This window comes from Polaromonas sp., from assembly GCF_036676035.1.
Taxonomy (GTDB): Bacteria; Pseudomonadota; Gammaproteobacteria; order Burkholderiales; family Burkholderiaceae_C; genus Polaromonas.
Map to the genome: position 1 here is coordinate 26812 of NZ_JAKFDR010000123.1, position 16260 is coordinate 43071.

A 16260-nucleotide genomic window follows, 5' to 3' on the forward strand; every position below is an offset into this window, starting at 1 on the left:
GTGTCAAGGATAAAAGGTCTGCGTGCCATGTTTCGTTGTGTAAGTTGCGTTGACGCCGGTGGAGGCGCTGGCTAAATTCCAATTGCGCAGTGCGCCTGGATGCGCTGATTGGGACTTATTAACTACAACCGGAGGGATTTCTCATGAACCTATTCAAACGTTTAATTGCATCGGTGCTGATCGTCAGCACCACCCTGATGGGCTTGCCCCTGACCGCGCAAGCCAGCGTGGTGACAACCACCGAGGCCATGTCGAGCGAGGTGGCTGATGCCAACCGTGACAAGGTGGCGGCCTTTCTGGCCCGTGAAGATGTCCGCACGGCACTGGAAGCCCAGGGCGTGAGCAGCGCGGCAGCGACGGACCGCGTCAAGGCCATGTCGGATGCCGAAGTGGCGCAACTGGCCGATCGCGTCGACCAGGCGCCAGCCGGCGGCATTCTGGGCTTTATCTTCGTTTTGTTTCTCGTGCTGCTGGTCACCGACATCCTGGGGCTGACGAAGGTTTTCCCGTTCACCCGCTCGGCTCGATGAAGCCACTGCTGTCGTGTCTTCGGACCCCCGCTGTCGCGGGGGTTTTTGTTTGCGTCCTGCTGGGGCTGGCGGGCTGTGCGACGCCGCAGGTCGCGCAGCTGTCGCAGCAATGGCCGGCCGATTTGCCGGCGGTCACGCAGATTGACAATGTTCCGTTCTTCCCCCAGGAGCAGTACCACTGCGGCCCAGCGGCGCTGGCCATGGTGGCGCAGGCTGCGGGTGTCCGGGTGCTGCCCGACGATCTGACCGATCAGGTCTATCTGCCGGGCCGCCAGGGCTCGCTGCAGGTCGAGCTGCTGGCCGCCAGCCGGCGCCAGGGCCTGCTGGCCTACCCGCTGGCCCCGCGCATGGAGGCCTTGCTGCGCGAAGTGGCCGCGGGCAACCCGGTGCTCGTTTTGCAGAATCTGGCGTTTTCGTTTTCACCGCTGTGGCATTACGCCGTGGTGATCGGATTTGACCGCTCCCACAACACCATCACGCTGCACTCGGGCGTCACCGAGCGGCTGGAGATGTCGCTGTTTACCTTTGAGCGCACCTGGGCACGCGGTGACTCCTGGGCCATGGTGGCACTGCCACCCACGCGGCTGCCCGCGACGGCGCAGCCCGATGCGTATGCGGTGTCGGCGGCGGCGCTGGAACGTGTGCAGCCCCGCGCCGCCCAAGCCGCTTACGCCGCGGCACTGCAGGCCTGGCCCCAGCATCGCGCGGCCCTGCTGGGCGCGGGCAACACCGCTTATGCCCTGGGCCAGCTCGATCGCGCGGCGTCCGCCTACCTGGCGGCCACCCGGCAGCATGCGGATTTTGCGGACGCCTGGAACAACCTGGCGCAAGTTTTGATGGAGCAGGGCAAGTACCGTGAGGCCGCTTCGGCCATAGACCGCGCCGTGGCCATTGGCGGTGTCAGGGCGGAACGCTACCGCAACCTGCAAACAGAGATACGCGCCAAACTCTAGCGCGATGTCAGGCTCCGCGTTTTAGCGTTTTAGAAACTGGGGGATTTGCAAGCCATCCGCTGAATTGAGCTTGCGCGTCATGGCGGGTTTTGCGGTGGATGCCAGCACCGCCCCGGTGCTTCGGCCCGCACCGTGGACCGACAAGCGTCCCCCATGCACCATGGACTCCTGCGCCGGCATGAGGCTGCTGGGGCGCGGGCTGCCCAGGCGGGTGGGCAGGGGTTCATTGGCCTGGGGGGGCCGCAGGACTTGGGGCATCCGGGTCGCCGCAGCATCCGGGCCTGACAGCGGCAGGGCATCGTTGGCGGCTTGCGGCGGGTATAGCAGCGGCTTGAACCATTCCACAATGGGCGCCCACTGCGCCAGATCGGTGGCTGCGGCGTGCGCTGGCAAATCGAAAATCGTCATGCCTTTTTCGAGGCTGCGCACATACAGCTGGGTTTCGCGCAGTGCGCCGAGAAAAGGCAGGCCGATGGCTTGCGACCATTCGCGCAGGGCAAGCCCGGCATGGGTGCGGCCATCGATGCGCATGCCCACCGTGGCAAGCCGGCAGCGGCCACTGGCAACACGCGGCAGGGCCATCAACTCGGCATGGCAGGCTGCCGCGGCTTCGCGGTCAAATATCGAGCTGCACACCGGCATCACCAGCACGTCGGCAAACATCACCACACGCGCCAGCTCAAAACCGTGCATGCCGCCCGGCGTGTCCAGCACCACATGCGTGATGCCCGTCGGTACGCGCAGCATGTTTTTCTGGTCCACGGCCCACGGGGCGATCACCGGCAGGGCGGCATCGCGCCGTTTCAGCCAGGCCCGCGCGGATTGCTGGCGGTCCACATCGCCCAGCATCACCGAGCTGCCCTGGCGCGCGCACCACGCCGCAATGTGCGCGGCCAGCGTGCTTTTGCCACTGCCTCCCTTGCGGTTGACGACTGCGATGACCGGCATTGATGGCTCCAAAACGGTACAAAAGATGCAGTTTGGAGCAAAAGTCGGTGAAAGTCCAGGCAGGAATTGCCTTTGGTGCTATGGATTTTGCAGCGGCGCAACGTCAAGCGGCAAGGCCGGGCGATATTTAAAAAGGGTTGGCGCCCGGCCGTCGCCACAGCAGCAACAGCGTTGCCACGCAGAACACGGCGCCTGCCGCAAACGTGACCGGTGCGCCCAGTTGATCCCACAAAATGCCGGCCACGGTGCTGGCCAGCAGCAGGGCGATGCCGCCCATCAGGTTGAAAACCCCGAAGGCCGTGCCGCGCAGATCGGCGGGTGCGGTGTCGGCCACCATCGTGGCCAGCAGTCCCTGGGTCATGGCCATGTGCAGGCCCCACAGCAGGATGCCCGCCCCGACGCAGGCCCAGTGGCTGCTCCAGGCCAGCAGCGCGTCGGCTGCAATCAGGACAAGCAGGCCCCAGCCCAGCAGCCGGGTATGGCTCATGGCATCCGACAGCCTGCCAAAAGGATAGGCACCCAAGGCGTAAATCACATTCATAGCGACTAGAACCAGTGGCGTGTAGGCCAGCGGCAGGCCGCCCTGAACGGCACGCAATACCAAAAAGGCTTCGCTGAAGCGGGCCAGTGTGAATACGGCGCCAATGGCCACCACCCACCAGTATGGGCCGCGCAGGCGTCTGAGGTTGTTCCGGCTGATCGGGTTGGTGCGCAGGGTGCCTTGGGGGCGTTCGGGCTCCCGCACGCCGAACACCAGCAGGGCCACCGCCAGAGAGGCCGGAATGATGGCAACCCAGAAGATGGCCCGAAAGTCGTTGGTCCACAGCAGCATCAGGCCCATGGCGAGCAGCGGGCCGACGAATGCCCCCACCGTATCCAGCGACTGGCGCAGCCCGAACGCTGCACCGCGCATGTCAGGCGGTGCCAGATCGGCAACCAGTGCATCGCGCGGCGCGCCGCGAATGCCTTTGCCCACGCGGTCCATCAGGCGCGCCGCAAGAACGAAACCTGTGCTGCTGGCCAGTGCAAACAGCGGTTTGGACAGCGCGCCCAGGCCGTAGCCCAGAACCGCCAGTGGCTTGCGTTTGCCCCAGTAGTCGCTCAAAGCCCCCGAGAACACCTTGACGATCAGGGCCGTCGCTTCGGCGGCGCCTTCGATCAGGCCGACAGCCCACATGCTGGTGCCCAGTACGGTGACCATGAAAACGGGCAACAGGCTGTGGATCATCTCGGAGGAGATGTCCATCAGGAGACTGACAAATCCCAGTGCCCAGATGCCGGGCGGCAAGCGCCGCAAGGGGCTGGGGGTATCAGGCATCCTGCTGGTTAGCGCAGGTTAGTGGGCTAGTAGCGGGTCAGCGGCAGCTTAGCCGACCACGACTGCAGCGCCATCGCCGCGTGCGGCAATCACGCCGATTTCATAAACCTGCTCACCGGCGCTGCGCAGGGTTTGCGCGGTGGCCTGGGCGTTGGCCGCATCCACCACCACCACCATGCCGATGCCGTTGTTGAAGGTGCGGTTCATCTCGTAATCGTCGATGCCGGCCGTTTTTTGCAGCCAGGCGAACAGTTCGGTTTGCGGCCAACTGCCCTTTTTGAGGTGAGCGGCCGTGCCTTCGGGCAGCACGCGGGGGATGTTTTCGAGCAGGCCGCCACCCGTGATATGGGCCAGTGCCTTGATCGGGTGCTGGGCCAGGGCGGCCAGCACGTTTTTGACGTACAGGCGGGTCGGCTCCATCAGCGCCTCTTTGAAGGGCTTGCCGTCCAGCGTGGCGGGCAGCTGGTTGCCGGCGCGCTCAATACACTTGCGCACCAGGGAAAAACCATTGGAATGCACGCCGCTGCTGGCCAGGCCCAGCACCACGTCGCCGGGCTGGACTTCCTTGCCCGTCAGGATTTTGGACTTTTCGACCGCGCCCACCGCAAAACCGGCCAGGTCGTACTCGCCCTCGGGGTACATGCCGGGCATCTCGGCGGTTTCGCCGCCAATCAGGGCGCAACCCGAGAGTTCGCAGCCTTTGGCAATGCCGCCCACCACGGCGGCGGCGGTGTCCACATGCAGTTTGCCGCAGGCGAAGTAGTCCAGGAAAAACAGCGGTTCGGCACCCTGCACCAGTACGTCGTTGACGCTCATGGCCACCAGGTCGATGCCCACGGTGTCGTGCATATTCCATTCAAAGGCCAGGCGCAGCTTGGTGCCGACGCCGTCGGTGCCGCTGACCAGCACCGGTTCCTTGTAGCGCTTGGGCACCTCGAACAGGGCGCCGAAGCCGCCAATACCTGCCAGCACGCCTTCGCGCATGGTTTTCTTGGCCAATGGCTTGATGCGCTCAACCAGGGCGTCACCGGCGTCAATGTCAACGCCGGCGTCTTTGTACGAAAGTGGGGATGTGGTCATGGTGTCAGGGCTGTGGTGGGCTGTGCTGCCGTCGTAGGGGGTTCGCTAAATCTCTGTCGGGCTTGCGTGGCGCTGTCTGGAGCACGGATGCAAGCCCGATAGAATTCAGCCTAAGATTCTAAGGGGTCACCCCCTGTCAGGCTGTATGCAATTTACTCCCACCCAAAAACGCGCTGCCACCTGGTGCGCCATCGCCGCCCTCGCGCTGCTGTTGCTGTGGCTGCTGGCGCCGGTGCTCACGCCTTTTGTGGTGGCGGCCGTCCTGGCCTACGCCCTGACGCCCGTGGTCAACAGGCTTGACGCACTGGGCCAGGGCCGGCTGCCGCGCGTGATCGCCGTGCTGCTGGTCGAAACCCTGTTTCTGGTGCTGCTGCTGAGCCTGCTGCTGCTCATCGTGCCGATTCTGGCCAAGGAAATACCGCTGATGCGCGAGCAGGTGCCGGTACTGGCGGACCGGCTCAATGCCGGGCTGACGCCCTGGCTGGCGCAGTTTGGCATCCATGTCTCGCTCGATGTCGCCAGCATCAAGGCCTTTGTGCTCAAGTACCTCAATGCCAACTTCGAGGACGCTTTTGGCTCGCTGTTGTCGTCCCTCAAGCTCGGCGGCAGCGTGGCGCTGGCCATTGTGGGCAATGCGGTGCTGATTCCGGTGGCCCTGTTTTACCTGCTGATGGACTGGGAGCTGTTTGTGGCGCGCATCCTGGAGCTGGTGCCGCCGCACCTGCGCACGGCCTACGACAGCTTTACCGATGAAGCCGATTCCGTGCTCGGCCAGTACCTGCACGGCCAGTTGCTGGTGATGCTGGCCATGGCGGCTTTTTACGCCATCGGGCTGGCGCTGTTCAGGCTCGATCTGGCCTTGCCGATTGGCATTTTTACCGGGCTGGCCATGTTCATTCCTTACGTGGGCTTTGGCCTGGGCCTGTTGCTGGCCCTGCTGGCGGGCCTGCTGCAGTTTGCCTCGGTCAAGGCCCTGGTCATGGTGGCGGTGGTCTACGGTCTGGGGCAGCTGCTGGAAAGCCTGGTCCTGACGCCGCGGCTGGTGGGTGAGCGGATTGGCCTGCACCCGCTGGCGGTGATTTTTGCCCTGCTGGCGTTTGGCCAGATGTTTGGCTTTGTGGGCGTGCTGGTTGCGTTGCCGGCCAGCGCCGTGCTGCTGGTCGCCATTCGCCGCCTCAAGGTCAGTTACATGGCCAGCAGGCTTTACACGGTCTGATGACTCCCATGAGCAGACGTGAAACAGACAGCGAGCGTGCATGAAACAGATTGCGCTGGATATCGGGCTGGCTTCCGTCCCTTCGTTTTCGAATTTTTTTGCCGGTCCCAACGAGGCCGCGCTCAGGCACCTCGAACTGTGGGCCGGCAACACGCTGCGTTCGCCCGTACCCACTTACCTGTGGGGCGAAGCAGGCAGCGGCAAAACCCATTTGCTCAAGGCCGTGAACGAGGCGCTGCGCGAGCAGGGCGCGTCGGTGGGCTGGCTCGACGCCTCGGTGCTGGAGCCCCCCGAATTCAACGAAGCCTGGGCCGCGGTGATCCTGGACGATTGCCACCTGTACACGGCCGTGCAGCAGCACGCGGCCTTCAACTGGTTTGTCAATGCGCTGAGCTCTGCGGACGGTCGCCCGCGCTGGGTGCTGGCCGCCGGCAAGGTGCCGCCCGCCGACCTGGCGCTGCGCGAGGACCTGCGCACCCGCCTGGGTTGGGGCCATGTGTTTGCCCTGCAGGCGCTGACCGAGCCCGAGCGCCGGGCCGTGCTGCGCCAGGAAGCCGATGCGCGCGGCGTGTTTTTGAGCGACGAGGCCATGGATTTCATGCTGACCCGTTTTTCAAGAGACCTCGGCAGCCTGATGCAGCTGCTGGACCAGCTCGACGGCTACGCCTTGCAAACCAAGCGAGCCATCACGATCCCGCTGATCAAATCCATGCTGGAAAGTGAATAAGTGACTGCGAAATGACCGTTCCAAAAAAGATTGCTTTATTTGATCTTGACCACACGCTGATCCCGATTGACTCGGATTACGAGTGGGGCGAATTCACCATTGCGCTGGGCTGGTGCGATGCCAGCGAGTTCAAGCGCCGCAACGCCGAATTTTTCGCGCAGTACCGTGCCGGCACGCTCGATGTCCATGACTACGTGCGCTTTGCCACGCAGGCCATCCGGGAACAGGGTGCTATCAAATCAATAGCTGCTCACGACCGTTTTATGCGGGATGTGGTGCAAAAAACCATCACAGGGCAGGCCCTGGCACTGGTTCAGCAGCACCGCGCGGCCGGCGACGAACTGGTGATCGTGACGGCCACCAATGAGTTCGTGACCCGCCCGATTGCCGAGGCCTTTGGCGTGAAGGAGCTGATCGCCGTGGAGCTGGAGCGCGACGCCCTGGGCAATCTGACCGGTGAAATCAAAGGCACGCCTTCGGCCCGGGAGGGCAAGGTCACGCGTATGGAACAATGGCTGGCGGCCCGCAACTTGAGCTGGGACGACGTGGAAACCACGTTTTACACCGATTCCCTCAATGATCTGGCGCTGCTGGAGAAAGTGAGCCATCCGGTGGCCACCAACCCGGATGAGCGCCTGCGCGCCATTGCGACCGAGCGCGGATGGCGCATACTTGACCTGTTCTAATTGGCAGGAGCCGCGCCAGTTGCGCCTTGCAACGACGGGCTACCCCGCAAAATTTCTGTTTTCATGATCAAAAAATTCATCGATAAGTTGTTTGGCAAGTCCGCCAGCACGGACTTTGGCGCCAAACGGGTCAAAAAATCACCTTTCGGCCAACGCCAGGACGTCGGCCCCAAAGAGCACGGCATCGATCCCCAGCTGGTCGATGACCGCGCCATGGACGTGGTGCGCACGCTCAAACAGGCCGGCTTTGAAGCCTACATCGTGGGCGGCGCGGTGCGCGACCTGCTGGTGGGCTTGCGCCCCAAAGACTTCGATGTGGCCACCGATGCCACGCCCGAGCAGGTCAAAAGCCTGTTTCGCCGCGCCTTCATCATTGGGCGGCGCTTTCGCATCGTTCACGTGATCTACGGCCGTGGCCGCGAGTATGAAGTCATTGAAGTGTCGACCTTCCGTGCGCACCTGGACAGCAGCCAGGCCGAGCAGGTAGGCGGCAACGAGCGGACCAGCAAGAGCGAGCTGGCCGGCATGAAGCATGCCGTGGATGCGTCGGGCCGGGTGCTGCGCGACAACGTCTGGGGCCCGCTGGAAGAAGACGCGGCACGCCGGGATTTCACCATCAACGCCATGTACTACGACCCCGAAACGCAGATCGTGGTTGATTACCACCACGGCATCCGCGATGCCAAAAAACGCATTTTGCGCATGATTGGCAACCCGGCCGTGCGTTACCGCGAAGACCCGGTGCGCATCATCCGTGCGGTTCGCTTTGCCGCCAAGCTCAGCGGCCTGGGCTTCAAGTTTGAAGACAAGACCGCCGCGCCGCTGCGCGAAATGAAGGGCCTGTTGGCCGATGTGCCGCAGTCGCGCCTGTTTGACGAGATGCTCAAGCTGCTGCAGACCGGCCATGCGCTGGACAGCATTGAGCAGCTCAAAGGCCTGGGCCTGGGCACCGGCATTTACCCGCTGCTGGACGTGGTGGTCGAGATGGCCGATCAACCCTTCCTGAAACTGGCGCTGCAGGACACCGACCGCCGCGTGGGCGAGGGCAAGCCGGTAGCGCCCAGCTTCCTGCTGTCCTGTGTGCTGTGGGACGATGTGCGCAGCGGCTGGGCCCGGCGCCGCAAGCACGGCGAGCACGCCATGCCGGCGCTGCAGGATGCGATTGACGATGCCTTCAACGCCAGGATTGGCGATGTGTCGGGCCGCGGCAAACTGGGCACCGACATGCGCGAGATCTGGATGATGCAGCCGCGCTTTGAAAAGCGCGTGGGCAGCTCGCCCTACTCTTTGCTGGAGCAGCCGCGCTTTCGGGCCGGCTTTGACTTCCTGCGCCTGCGCGCGCAGACCGGCGAGATCGACGCCTCGCTGGCCGAATGGTGGGAGAAGTTCAGCACCGCCTACGATGACGAGCGGCACGACATGATCGAGCAGGCCCGCCAGGAGCAGCTGCAAAAACCGCAGCACCCCAGAGTGCGTGTGAAGCGGCAGGATGCCGATGCGGGCAGCCCCTCCACCACCCATGCCCATCGCGCTGCCGAAGATGATTTTCCTGCACCGTCCCCAGAGTCCGGCGAACCAGCACCAGCCAAAAAGCGCCGGCGCCGCCGCAAGCCGGCAAACCGGGGCAATGTCGACGGCACGGCCAGCGCGGCAGGCCATTCATCGCCCGGCGCCGTCTCTGATACTTGAGTCCGGAAGCCATGGCCAGCCGGGTCACAGCCTACGTTGCCCTCGGTGCCAATCTGGGTGATGCCGGTGCCGCCATCCGCCAGGCCATTGAGGCGATGAAGCACCTGCCGCTCACACAGGTGCGCCAATGCTCCAGTCTGTACAAAACGGCGCCGCTGGACACCGATTCGGCCCAGGAGAGCCAGGCCCCGGGCGCCGATTACCTCAATGCGGTGGTGGCGCTGGAAACCGGCTTGCCGGCACCTCTGCTGCTGGCGCAGCTGCAGCAGCTGGAACAGCAGGCCGGGCGCGAAAGGCCTTACCGCAACGCGCCGCGCACGCTGGACCTGGACTTGCTGCTCTACGGCAGCGCCCGCATTGATTCAGAACGCCTGACGGTGCCGCACCCGCGCATGATGCAGCGCGCGTTTGTGCTGGTGCCGCTGGCTGAAATTGCAGCCGACAGAGTCAGTGCCGAACAGCTGAGTGCCGTGGCGCACCAAGGCATTGAGCGGCTTGCCGGGGTGTTGTAAGGGCGGCTTCAGGCGGCCTCTTTTTGAGCGCCAAAGAAGTAAGGCTGAAGCGCCGGGTACAGTGTCCTGAATTTTTGATAGCGCTCCTGCAGCAGTGAGGCTTCGGGCGCATTGGGCTCGAAATGGGCGGTGTCTTTTGGCGCAAGGCAGACCTCTTCTTCAGTGCCGCCGTCGGCCATCCAGCCCAGCCGGGCCGCGCCCAGCGCCGCAGCCGCCTGCGCGCCCTCGTCGCGGGTCAGGGGACGCCCCAGGCCCGACGCAATCATTTGTCCCCACCTATTGCTGCGCGCACCGCCGCCTACCAGCGCCAGGGCTTCACTGCCTGGTTTGCGCCCCTGCATGGCGTTCAGGCCGTCCATCAAGCCAAATGTCACGCCCTCCATCACGGCATAGGCCAGGTCGGGTGCATCGTGCTTGGGCCGCAGGCCGATAAAGGTGCCGCTCGCGTGGGCGTCGTTGTGGGGTGTGCGCTCACCGCAGAGGTAGGGCAGAAAAATCGGGGCCTGCTCGCGTGCTGACAGGCTCAGCAGTGAGGCTTCATGGGCCAGTGCGGCTTCGCTTGAACGCTGCGTCAGGCGTGTGACCCAGCCAAAGGCGCTGGCCGCACTCAGCATGACGGACATGTGATGCCAGCGCTGGGGCAGGGCGTGTGCGAAGGCGTGGACGGCGGTTTCTGGTTGGGGCCGAAACGAATCGGTGGCCAAAAAGATGACACCGGACGTCCCCAGTGACACAAAGCCCTGGCCTGGCCGCACGGCACCCACGCCGACGGCCGTGGCGGCGTTGTCGCCAGCGCCGCCTGCAACCGTCACGCCGGCGGGCAAACCCCATGCCCTGGCCACGTCGGCGAGTAGCTGGCCGCTGGCCCCGGTGCCTTCCACCAGGCGCGGCATGTGCTGCTCGCTCAGCCCGCAAGCGGCCAGCATCTCTGCGCTCCAGCAACGCGCGCCGGTGTCAAGCCACAGCGTGCCAGACGCGTCGGACATGTCGCTGACCGCCTCACCCGTCAGCTTCAGGCGCAGCCAGTCTTTGGGCAGCAGCACCAGGCGGGTTTGTGCAAACACCTCGGGCTCGTGCTGGCGCAGCCACAGCAGTTTTGGGGCGGTGAAACCGGGCATTGCCAGGTTGCCGGTGATCTGGCGCGACTGCGGCACGGCGGCCTCCAGCGCCGTGCATTGCGCCGAGGCGCGGCAGTCGTTCCACAAAATGGCGGGGCGCAGCACCTGCCTGCGCTCGCCCAGCACCACGGCACCATGCATCTGGCCCGACAGGCCCACGGCGCGCACCTGGCTCAGCGCCCGCGGTACCTGGCTTCGCAGCTGCTGCATGGCCTGGTCCAGCGCGCTCCACCAGGCTTGCGGGTCCTGCTCGCTCCACAGTGGCTGCGGCCGCGAAATATCGAGTGCGGCGTCGGCCACGGCCAGCACGGCATGCTGCGCATCAAGCACAAGAACCTTGACACTTGAGGTGCCTAAATCAATACCGAGGTACATGGGGTGTTGCTGCGCTCAGTGCCGGATGCCAAAGCGGGTATCCACCTGCCGACGGAATTCGCTGGGCGTCATGCCCTTGACATCCAGAAAGCGCCGGTTGAAGTTGGCCACGTTGTTGAAACCCACTTCGTAGCAAATGTCGGTGATGTAACGGTCAGACTCCATCAGCAACTGGCAGGCGCGATTGACGCGCACCTGGTTCACAAAATCGGTGAAGGTGTTGCCGGTGGCGCGGCGAAAAAATCGCGAAAAGCGGCTTTCGCTCATGCCCAGCTCGGCGGCCAGTTCGGCGGCAGACGGCGTCTGGGTCAGGTTGTCGGTGATGCGGCTCACGATGCCATCAATCTGGTCGAGTTGTGCGTCGTTGTCCACGCTTTGCAGTTGGGCATTTGACAGCAGCCGGTAGTCAGGCCAGCGCGCCAGTTCACTCAGAAAATCGCAGAACGCGGCAAAGCGCGCGAGTCCGCGGGCCGCCTTGATCCTGTGCCATTGCGCGGTGGCCCGGTCTGACAGACCGAAAAACTCGATGCCATTGCGTGCACGCTCCAGCAAGGGCAGCACCTCTTCGAGTTCACGGATGTGCACCGCTGCCTGCGCGATCGGCTCGTGGGGAAACTGAATCACCAGATCGCGTTGCGCGATGCCCCCTTCGGGCAGGTCCAGCGAAATCCAGTTGTGCGGCAGGCGCGGCCCGGTCAGCACCAGATGGCCGGGCTGGAACGAGCCGATGTAGTCGCCGACAAAGGCCTTGCCCGAGGTGGCGACGATCAGGTGCAGTTCGTACTCGTCGTGGTAGTGCCAGCGCGCCAGGGGCGTGGGAAAACCATGCTCCAGGCAGTGAATCAGTCCCTCGTTTCTGGGCGACTCATAGCCCAGCGACGGGCTGCGTGAGTAGTCGTGCTCCAGCTCGGGCAGGCGCTGGCGGGGGAGCGTTCGGTGGCGCGCAGGCATGGTGACGGTGCCGGTCAATGGTTCGGATATCAAGCCTAGCTCATCACGGCGCCGCCGTCTACATTGAGCGTCTGTGCGGTGATGTAGGAGGCCTCGTCGCTGGCCAGAAAAACCGCTGCGCCCGCGATGTCGGACGGTGCGCCCATATAGCCCAGCGGCACCGCCTCGCCAACCCGCTTTTTCTTCTCGCCCAGGGGCAGGTTTTCGTAGCGGGCGAACAGCGCATCCACATGCTGCCACATGGGCGTGTCAATCACACCGGGCGAAATGGCGTTGACGCGGATGCGGTGCGGTGCCATGGCCAGCGCCGCACTTTGGGTGTAGCTGATGACGGCGGCCTTGGTGGCGCAGTAGTGGGACACCAGGGCCTCGCCGCGGCGGCCTGCCTGCGACGCCATGTTGATCACCGCACCGCCCGCCACGCCATGCGCCACCATGCGTGCCAGCGTCTTTTGCATGACGAAGAACATGCCCTTGACGTTGACCGCAAACAGGTTGTCGAACATGGTCTCGTGGCTCTCCAGCAGCGGGGCCATGTCAAACAGGGCGGCGTTGTTGAACAGCACCTGCACCGGACCGAAGCGTTGCTCGGCGGCGTCCAGCAGGGCGTCAATCTGCGCCATCTGCGTCACATCGGTGGCCGCGTAATGCACGCGGTCAGCCATGTCGGCCCCGGCCAATTCGGGCGGTGGCTGCTCGCTGCGGTCTGCCACCGTGCAGCGTGCGCCCTGCGCCAGATACGCCAGCGCCACGGCCAGCCCAATGCCGCCGCCCGCGCCGGTCAACAGCACATGTTTGTTGTTCAAGCGTCCACTCATAGTTGTTCCTTTTCAAAAAGAGTTACCCGTGCGCTGGCGCGGCGCACCGCGTTCACCAGTCGCGCATCACCCGCCAGGTCGCCCCACAGGGGCACATCAGCGCAGAAGGCCGCCACCGGATCAGCGGCTTCGCAGATGGCGTGGGCCACTGCCGGGTCCATGGCCTGGTCCTGGTAGGTGTAGGGGATTTGTCCGCGGTGCCAGCGCTGCAGGTAGGCCAGAAACAGCGCCGGCAGCATGGCCACGCTGTCAATGCCCTCACCGCGTGCCAGCCGCTCGCGGAAGGTGGCGGCGATGAAGCCGGGAATCTTGGAAAACCCGTCCATCGCCACCCGCTGGTTGGTGTCTTTCAGTGCCGGGTTGCTGAAGCGGTCCAGCACCACGTCGCGGTATTTCGCCAGATCCAGCGGGCTGGGTGAGAGCACGGGAATCACGTCATCGGTGACATAGTCATACGCAAACTGGCGAATCACCGGGTCTTGGGTTCCCTCGTGAATGTAGAAATACCCGGCCAGTGTGCCGGCCCAGGCAATGCAGCTGTGGGTGGCGTTGAGCAGGCGAATCTTGGCTTCTTCGTATGCCGCCACAGACGCCACCATTTCAACGCCAACGCGTTCCCAAGCCGGCCGGCCATTCACAAAGTTATCTTCAATCACCCACTGAATAAAGCTCTCGCCCATGACGGCGGCGGCATCCACCCGCCCGGTGACGGCCAGTACGCGCTCGGCGACATCGAGCGTGGGGCGCGGCGTGATCCGGTCCACCATGGCGTTGGGGCAGCTGGTGTTGGCCGTAATCCACTGCAGCAGCCCGGCCTTGTCGGATGAATCGGGCAGCAGCCCGATAAATTGCAGCAGGCCGCTGCGCACCCGGTCGCCGTTGTGGCGCAGGTTGTCGCAGTTCAGCAGTGTCACAGGGCCTGCCTGCTGGTGCATGCGCTGGCGAAGAATGGCCGTGAGCGCGCCATAAATCGTGCTGCCCGGCTGGCCCTTGCCTGCGGCAATGACGTCGGCCCTGAGGTCGTCGAAATTCAGGTCCAGCCGGTCCTGGGCGTCCAGGTAGTAGCCCGCCTCGGTGACGGTAAACGAAATGATGCGGGTGTGGGCGTCGGCGCCCAGCGTCACCAGGCCCGACAGCGCCGCATCGTAGGGCACGATGGTTTTGATCGACTCGATGCGCTGGTAGCTGCGCACCTGCGCCGGGGTCACGGTTTCCAGCGTGTAGGCCCCGCCCTGGGCTTGCAGGGCGGCGATGGTGTCCGTCATGTCCGGGCGGATGCTGCCGCCCGCCAGCACCCAGCGGGTGTCGCCAGTTTGAATCAATTCGTGCAGGTACACGGCCTGGTGTGCCCGGTGGAAGGAGCCCAGCCCGAGATGCAGCATCACGAGGGGGGAATTTGCGGAGCGCGGCATGACGACAAATTCCTTCAGGCAGCGATGGCACCCGTCAGGGCGATACGCCCCTGGGCATCAAACAGGTGTGCGGTGTGGGCGTCAATGGCCACGCCCACGCGGTCTCCCACGCGCACCGTGGTGCGCGTGTTCAGGCGTGCGACCAGCTGGGCACCCTGTTCGCTGGTGACATAAACCAGTGTCTCGGCACCCAGCGCTTCGATCAGGTCGACGCGGCCCTGCAGCGGGCCGCTGCCGGGGGCCTGGAGCATCACGCCTTCGGGGCGCAGGCCGACAAAGCCGTCTGCCGGCAAGGGGATGCGAAAGACATTGGCCAGTTGAGGGACCAGCGCCGCCGCCACCATGTTCATTTGAGGGGTGCCGATGAACTGCGCTACAAACTGGTTGGCGGGCCGGTCGTAAAGCTCCAGCGGCGTGCCGACCTGCTCTATCTGGCCATCACGCAGCACCACCACGCGGTCTGCCAGCGTCATGGCCTCCACCTGGTCGTGCGTGACGTACACCGTGGTGGCCCCCAGATCCCGGTGCAGCTTGGCAATTTCAACGCGGGTCTGGCCACGCAGCGCAGCGTCCAGGTTGGACAGCGGCTCGTCAAACAAAAACACCTTGGGCGCGCGCACGATGGCGCGGCCAATGGCCACGCGCTGGCGTTGCCCGCCCGACAGGTCTTTGGGCGTGCGCTGCAGGTAGGTGCTGAGGTTCAGGATTTTGGCGGCGCGCTGTACTTTTTCATCAATCACCGCCGGGTCCGCCTTGGCCAGTTTCAGCGCAAAGCTCATGTTTTCGTAGACGCTCATGTGCGGGTACAGCGCGTAGCTCTGGAACACCATGGCCAGGTCGCGTTTGGAGGAGGGCAGTTCGGTGATGTCGCGCCCGTCCAGATGCAGCGAGCCGCCGTCAATCGCCTCCAGGCCGGCAATCAGGCGCAACAGCGTTGATTTGCCACAGCCCGAGGGGCCGACAAACACGACGAACTCGCCTTTTTGAATCGTCAGGTCGATGCCCCGGATCACGCTCACCGGGCCGAAGTGTTTTTCGACGCGTTTAAGTTGTAGGAATGCCATGTGAATACTTTCTTGTGCAGTCGGGTACGGCTTATTTCACCGCGCCAAACGTCAGACCTTGAACGAGCTGCTTCTGGCTGAACCAGCCAAAAACAACGATGGGGGCAATCGCCATGAATGAAGCGGCGGAGAGCTTGGCCCAGAACAGGCCTTCGGGGCTGGAGTAGGACGCAATCAGCGTGGCCAGCGTGCCGGCCTTGGCCGAGCTGAGATTTAAAGACCAGAAAGCCTCGTTCCAGCTCAGCACCAGGCACAGCAATCCGGTCGATGCCAGACCGCCGACGGCCAGCGGCAGCAGTACGCGACTGAACTCCTGCCAGAGCGTGGCCCCGTCCATGCGTGCAGCCTCCAGAATTTCATGCGGAATGTCCTTGAAGTGCGAATACAGCATCCACACCATGATGGGCAGGTTGCTCAGGGTGAAGACGATGACCAGCGCCAGTTGCGTGTCCAGCAGATGACTCTTTTGGGCCAGCACATAGATGGGAACCAATGCCCCCACGGCGGGCATCATCTTGGTGGAGAGCATCCACATCAAAATGTCGCGTGTGCGCGGTGTGCGAAAAAAGGCCATCGAATAGGCTGCCGGGGCCGCGATCACCAGGCCCAGCAGGGTGGATAGCACGCTGGTGATGACCGAGTTCTTGGCGTACAGCAGGTAGTCACTGCGCGCCTCGACCTCATGAAAATTCTCCAGCGTGGGGGTAAAGAAGAACTGCGGTGGCACTTCAATGGCCTGCAGTTCGGTCTTGAAGGAGGTCAACATCAGCCAGCCGAGCGGGAAGAACAGCAGCAGCGTGATGCCCCAGGCGACGGCGCTGCGCAGCAGCAAGGCCGGTATGAATCGGGTATTTTGTGACATG

At 64.1% G+C, this 16260-nt stretch carries 16 protein-coding genes; 7 read left to right on the forward strand and 9 right to left on the reverse strand.

All coding sequences use genetic code 11. The features are described from left to right. Nucleotides 1-143: 143 nt before the first annotated feature. Both V6M61_RS19275 and V6M61_RS19280 read left to right on the forward strand, forming a co-directional pair. A complete protein-coding gene (locus tag V6M61_RS19275; protein ID WP_332778216.1) occupies nucleotides 144-530 on the forward strand; it encodes a PA2779 family protein in 387 nt (128 codons plus the stop codon). After that, nucleotides 527-1483, forward strand: a complete 957-nt coding sequence (locus tag V6M61_RS19280; protein ID WP_332778217.1) for a PA2778 family cysteine peptidase — start codon at nucleotides 527-529, stop codon at nucleotides 1481-1483. The genes V6M61_RS19275 and V6M61_RS19280 overlap by 4 nt, the downstream gene beginning before the upstream one ends. Nucleotides 1484-1504: 21 nt before the next feature. Here V6M61_RS19280 and V6M61_RS19285 read toward each other — a convergent pair whose 3' ends face one another. The 3 genes from V6M61_RS19285 to purM all read right to left on the reverse strand — a co-directional run bounded on the left by V6M61_RS19285 (nucleotide 1505) and on the right by purM (nucleotide 4829). Next, nucleotides 1505-2431 carry a ParA family protein gene (locus V6M61_RS19285; RefSeq protein WP_332778218.1) on the reverse strand — a complete coding sequence of 309 codons (927 nt, stop codon included), beginning with the start codon at nucleotides 2429-2431 and terminating at the stop codon, nucleotides 1505-1507. A gap of 127 nt (nucleotides 2432-2558) precedes the next feature. Continuing rightward, the gene (locus tag V6M61_RS19290) at nucleotides 2559-3749 is read right to left on the reverse strand and encodes an MFS transporter (protein ID WP_332778219.1); all 1191 of its coding nucleotides are present in this window, start codon (nucleotides 3747-3749) and stop codon (nucleotides 2559-2561) included. 48 nt (nucleotides 3750-3797) lie between these two features. After that, the gene (purM, locus tag V6M61_RS19295) at nucleotides 3798-4829 is read right to left on the reverse strand and encodes a phosphoribosylformylglycinamidine cyclo-ligase (protein ID WP_332778220.1); all 1032 of its coding nucleotides are present in this window, start codon (nucleotides 4827-4829) and stop codon (nucleotides 3798-3800) included. A 145-nt stretch (nucleotides 4830-4974) separates the two neighbouring features. Here purM and V6M61_RS19300 point away from each other — a divergent pair, with 145 nt between their 5' ends. The 5 genes from V6M61_RS19300 to folK all read left to right on the forward strand — a co-directional run bounded on the left by V6M61_RS19300 (nucleotide 4975) and on the right by folK (nucleotide 9659). Beyond that, nucleotides 4975-6045, forward strand: a complete 1071-nt coding sequence (locus V6M61_RS19300) for an AI-2E family transporter (RefSeq protein ID WP_332778221.1) — start codon at nucleotides 4975-4977, stop codon at nucleotides 6043-6045. A gap of 40 nt (nucleotides 6046-6085) precedes the next feature. Continuing rightward, nucleotides 6086-6772 carry a DnaA regulatory inactivator Hda gene (hda, locus tag V6M61_RS19305; protein WP_332778222.1) on the forward strand — a complete coding sequence of 229 codons (687 nt, stop codon included), beginning with the start codon at nucleotides 6086-6088 and terminating at the stop codon, nucleotides 6770-6772. An 11-nt stretch (nucleotides 6773-6783) separates the two neighbouring features. Continuing rightward, a complete protein-coding gene (locus V6M61_RS19310) occupies nucleotides 6784-7458 on the forward strand; it encodes an HAD family hydrolase (protein ID WP_332778223.1) in 675 nt (224 codons plus the stop codon). 63 nt (nucleotides 7459-7521) lie between these two features. Then, the gene (pcnB, locus tag V6M61_RS19315; protein WP_332778224.1) at nucleotides 7522-9147 is read left to right on the forward strand and encodes a polynucleotide adenylyltransferase PcnB; all 1626 of its coding nucleotides are present in this window, start codon (nucleotides 7522-7524) and stop codon (nucleotides 9145-9147) included. Nucleotides 9148-9158: 11 nt separating this feature from the next. After that, nucleotides 9159-9659, forward strand: a complete 501-nt coding sequence (gene folK, locus V6M61_RS19320; RefSeq protein WP_332778225.1) for a 2-amino-4-hydroxy-6-hydroxymethyldihydropteridine diphosphokinase — start codon at nucleotides 9159-9161, stop codon at nucleotides 9657-9659. Between the two features lie 8 nt (nucleotides 9660-9667). Here the strand turns inward: folK and xylB are convergent, their stop codons facing one another. The 6 genes from xylB to V6M61_RS19350 are packed head-to-tail and all read right to left on the reverse strand — an operon-like array spanning nucleotide 9668 to nucleotide 16259. Further along, on the reverse strand, nucleotides 9668-11152 hold the full coding sequence (gene xylB / locus V6M61_RS19325; protein ID WP_332778226.1) for a xylulokinase: 1485 nt from the start codon (nucleotides 11150-11152) through the stop codon (nucleotides 9668-9670). Nucleotides 11153-11167: 15 nt separating this feature from the next. After that, on the reverse strand, nucleotides 11168-12103 hold the full coding sequence (locus V6M61_RS19330; protein WP_332778279.1) for an AraC family transcriptional regulator: 936 nt from the start codon (nucleotides 12101-12103) through the stop codon (nucleotides 11168-11170). Nucleotides 12104-12138: 35 nt separating this feature from the next. Further along, nucleotides 12139-12921, reverse strand: a complete 783-nt coding sequence (locus V6M61_RS19335; RefSeq protein ID WP_332778227.1) for an L-iditol 2-dehydrogenase — start codon at nucleotides 12919-12921, stop codon at nucleotides 12139-12141. Beyond that, complete coding sequence (gene dalD / locus V6M61_RS19340) at nucleotides 12918-14333, reverse strand: D-arabinitol 4-dehydrogenase (protein WP_332778228.1); 1416 nt, start codon at nucleotides 14331-14333, stop codon at nucleotides 12918-12920. Before dalD ends, V6M61_RS19335 begins: the two co-directional genes overlap by 4 nt. A 14-nt stretch (nucleotides 14334-14347) precedes the next feature. After that, nucleotides 14348-15397: an ABC transporter ATP-binding protein gene (locus V6M61_RS19345; protein ID WP_332778229.1), complete on the reverse strand. Its 1050-nt coding sequence runs from the start codon at nucleotides 15395-15397 to the stop codon at nucleotides 14348-14350. A gap of 31 nt (nucleotides 15398-15428) precedes the next feature. Continuing rightward, nucleotides 15429-16259, reverse strand: coding sequence for a carbohydrate ABC transporter permease (locus tag V6M61_RS19350; RefSeq protein ID WP_332778230.1), 831 nt, complete (start codon nucleotides 16257-16259; stop codon nucleotides 15429-15431). Between the last annotated feature and the right edge of the window lies 1 nt (nucleotide 16260).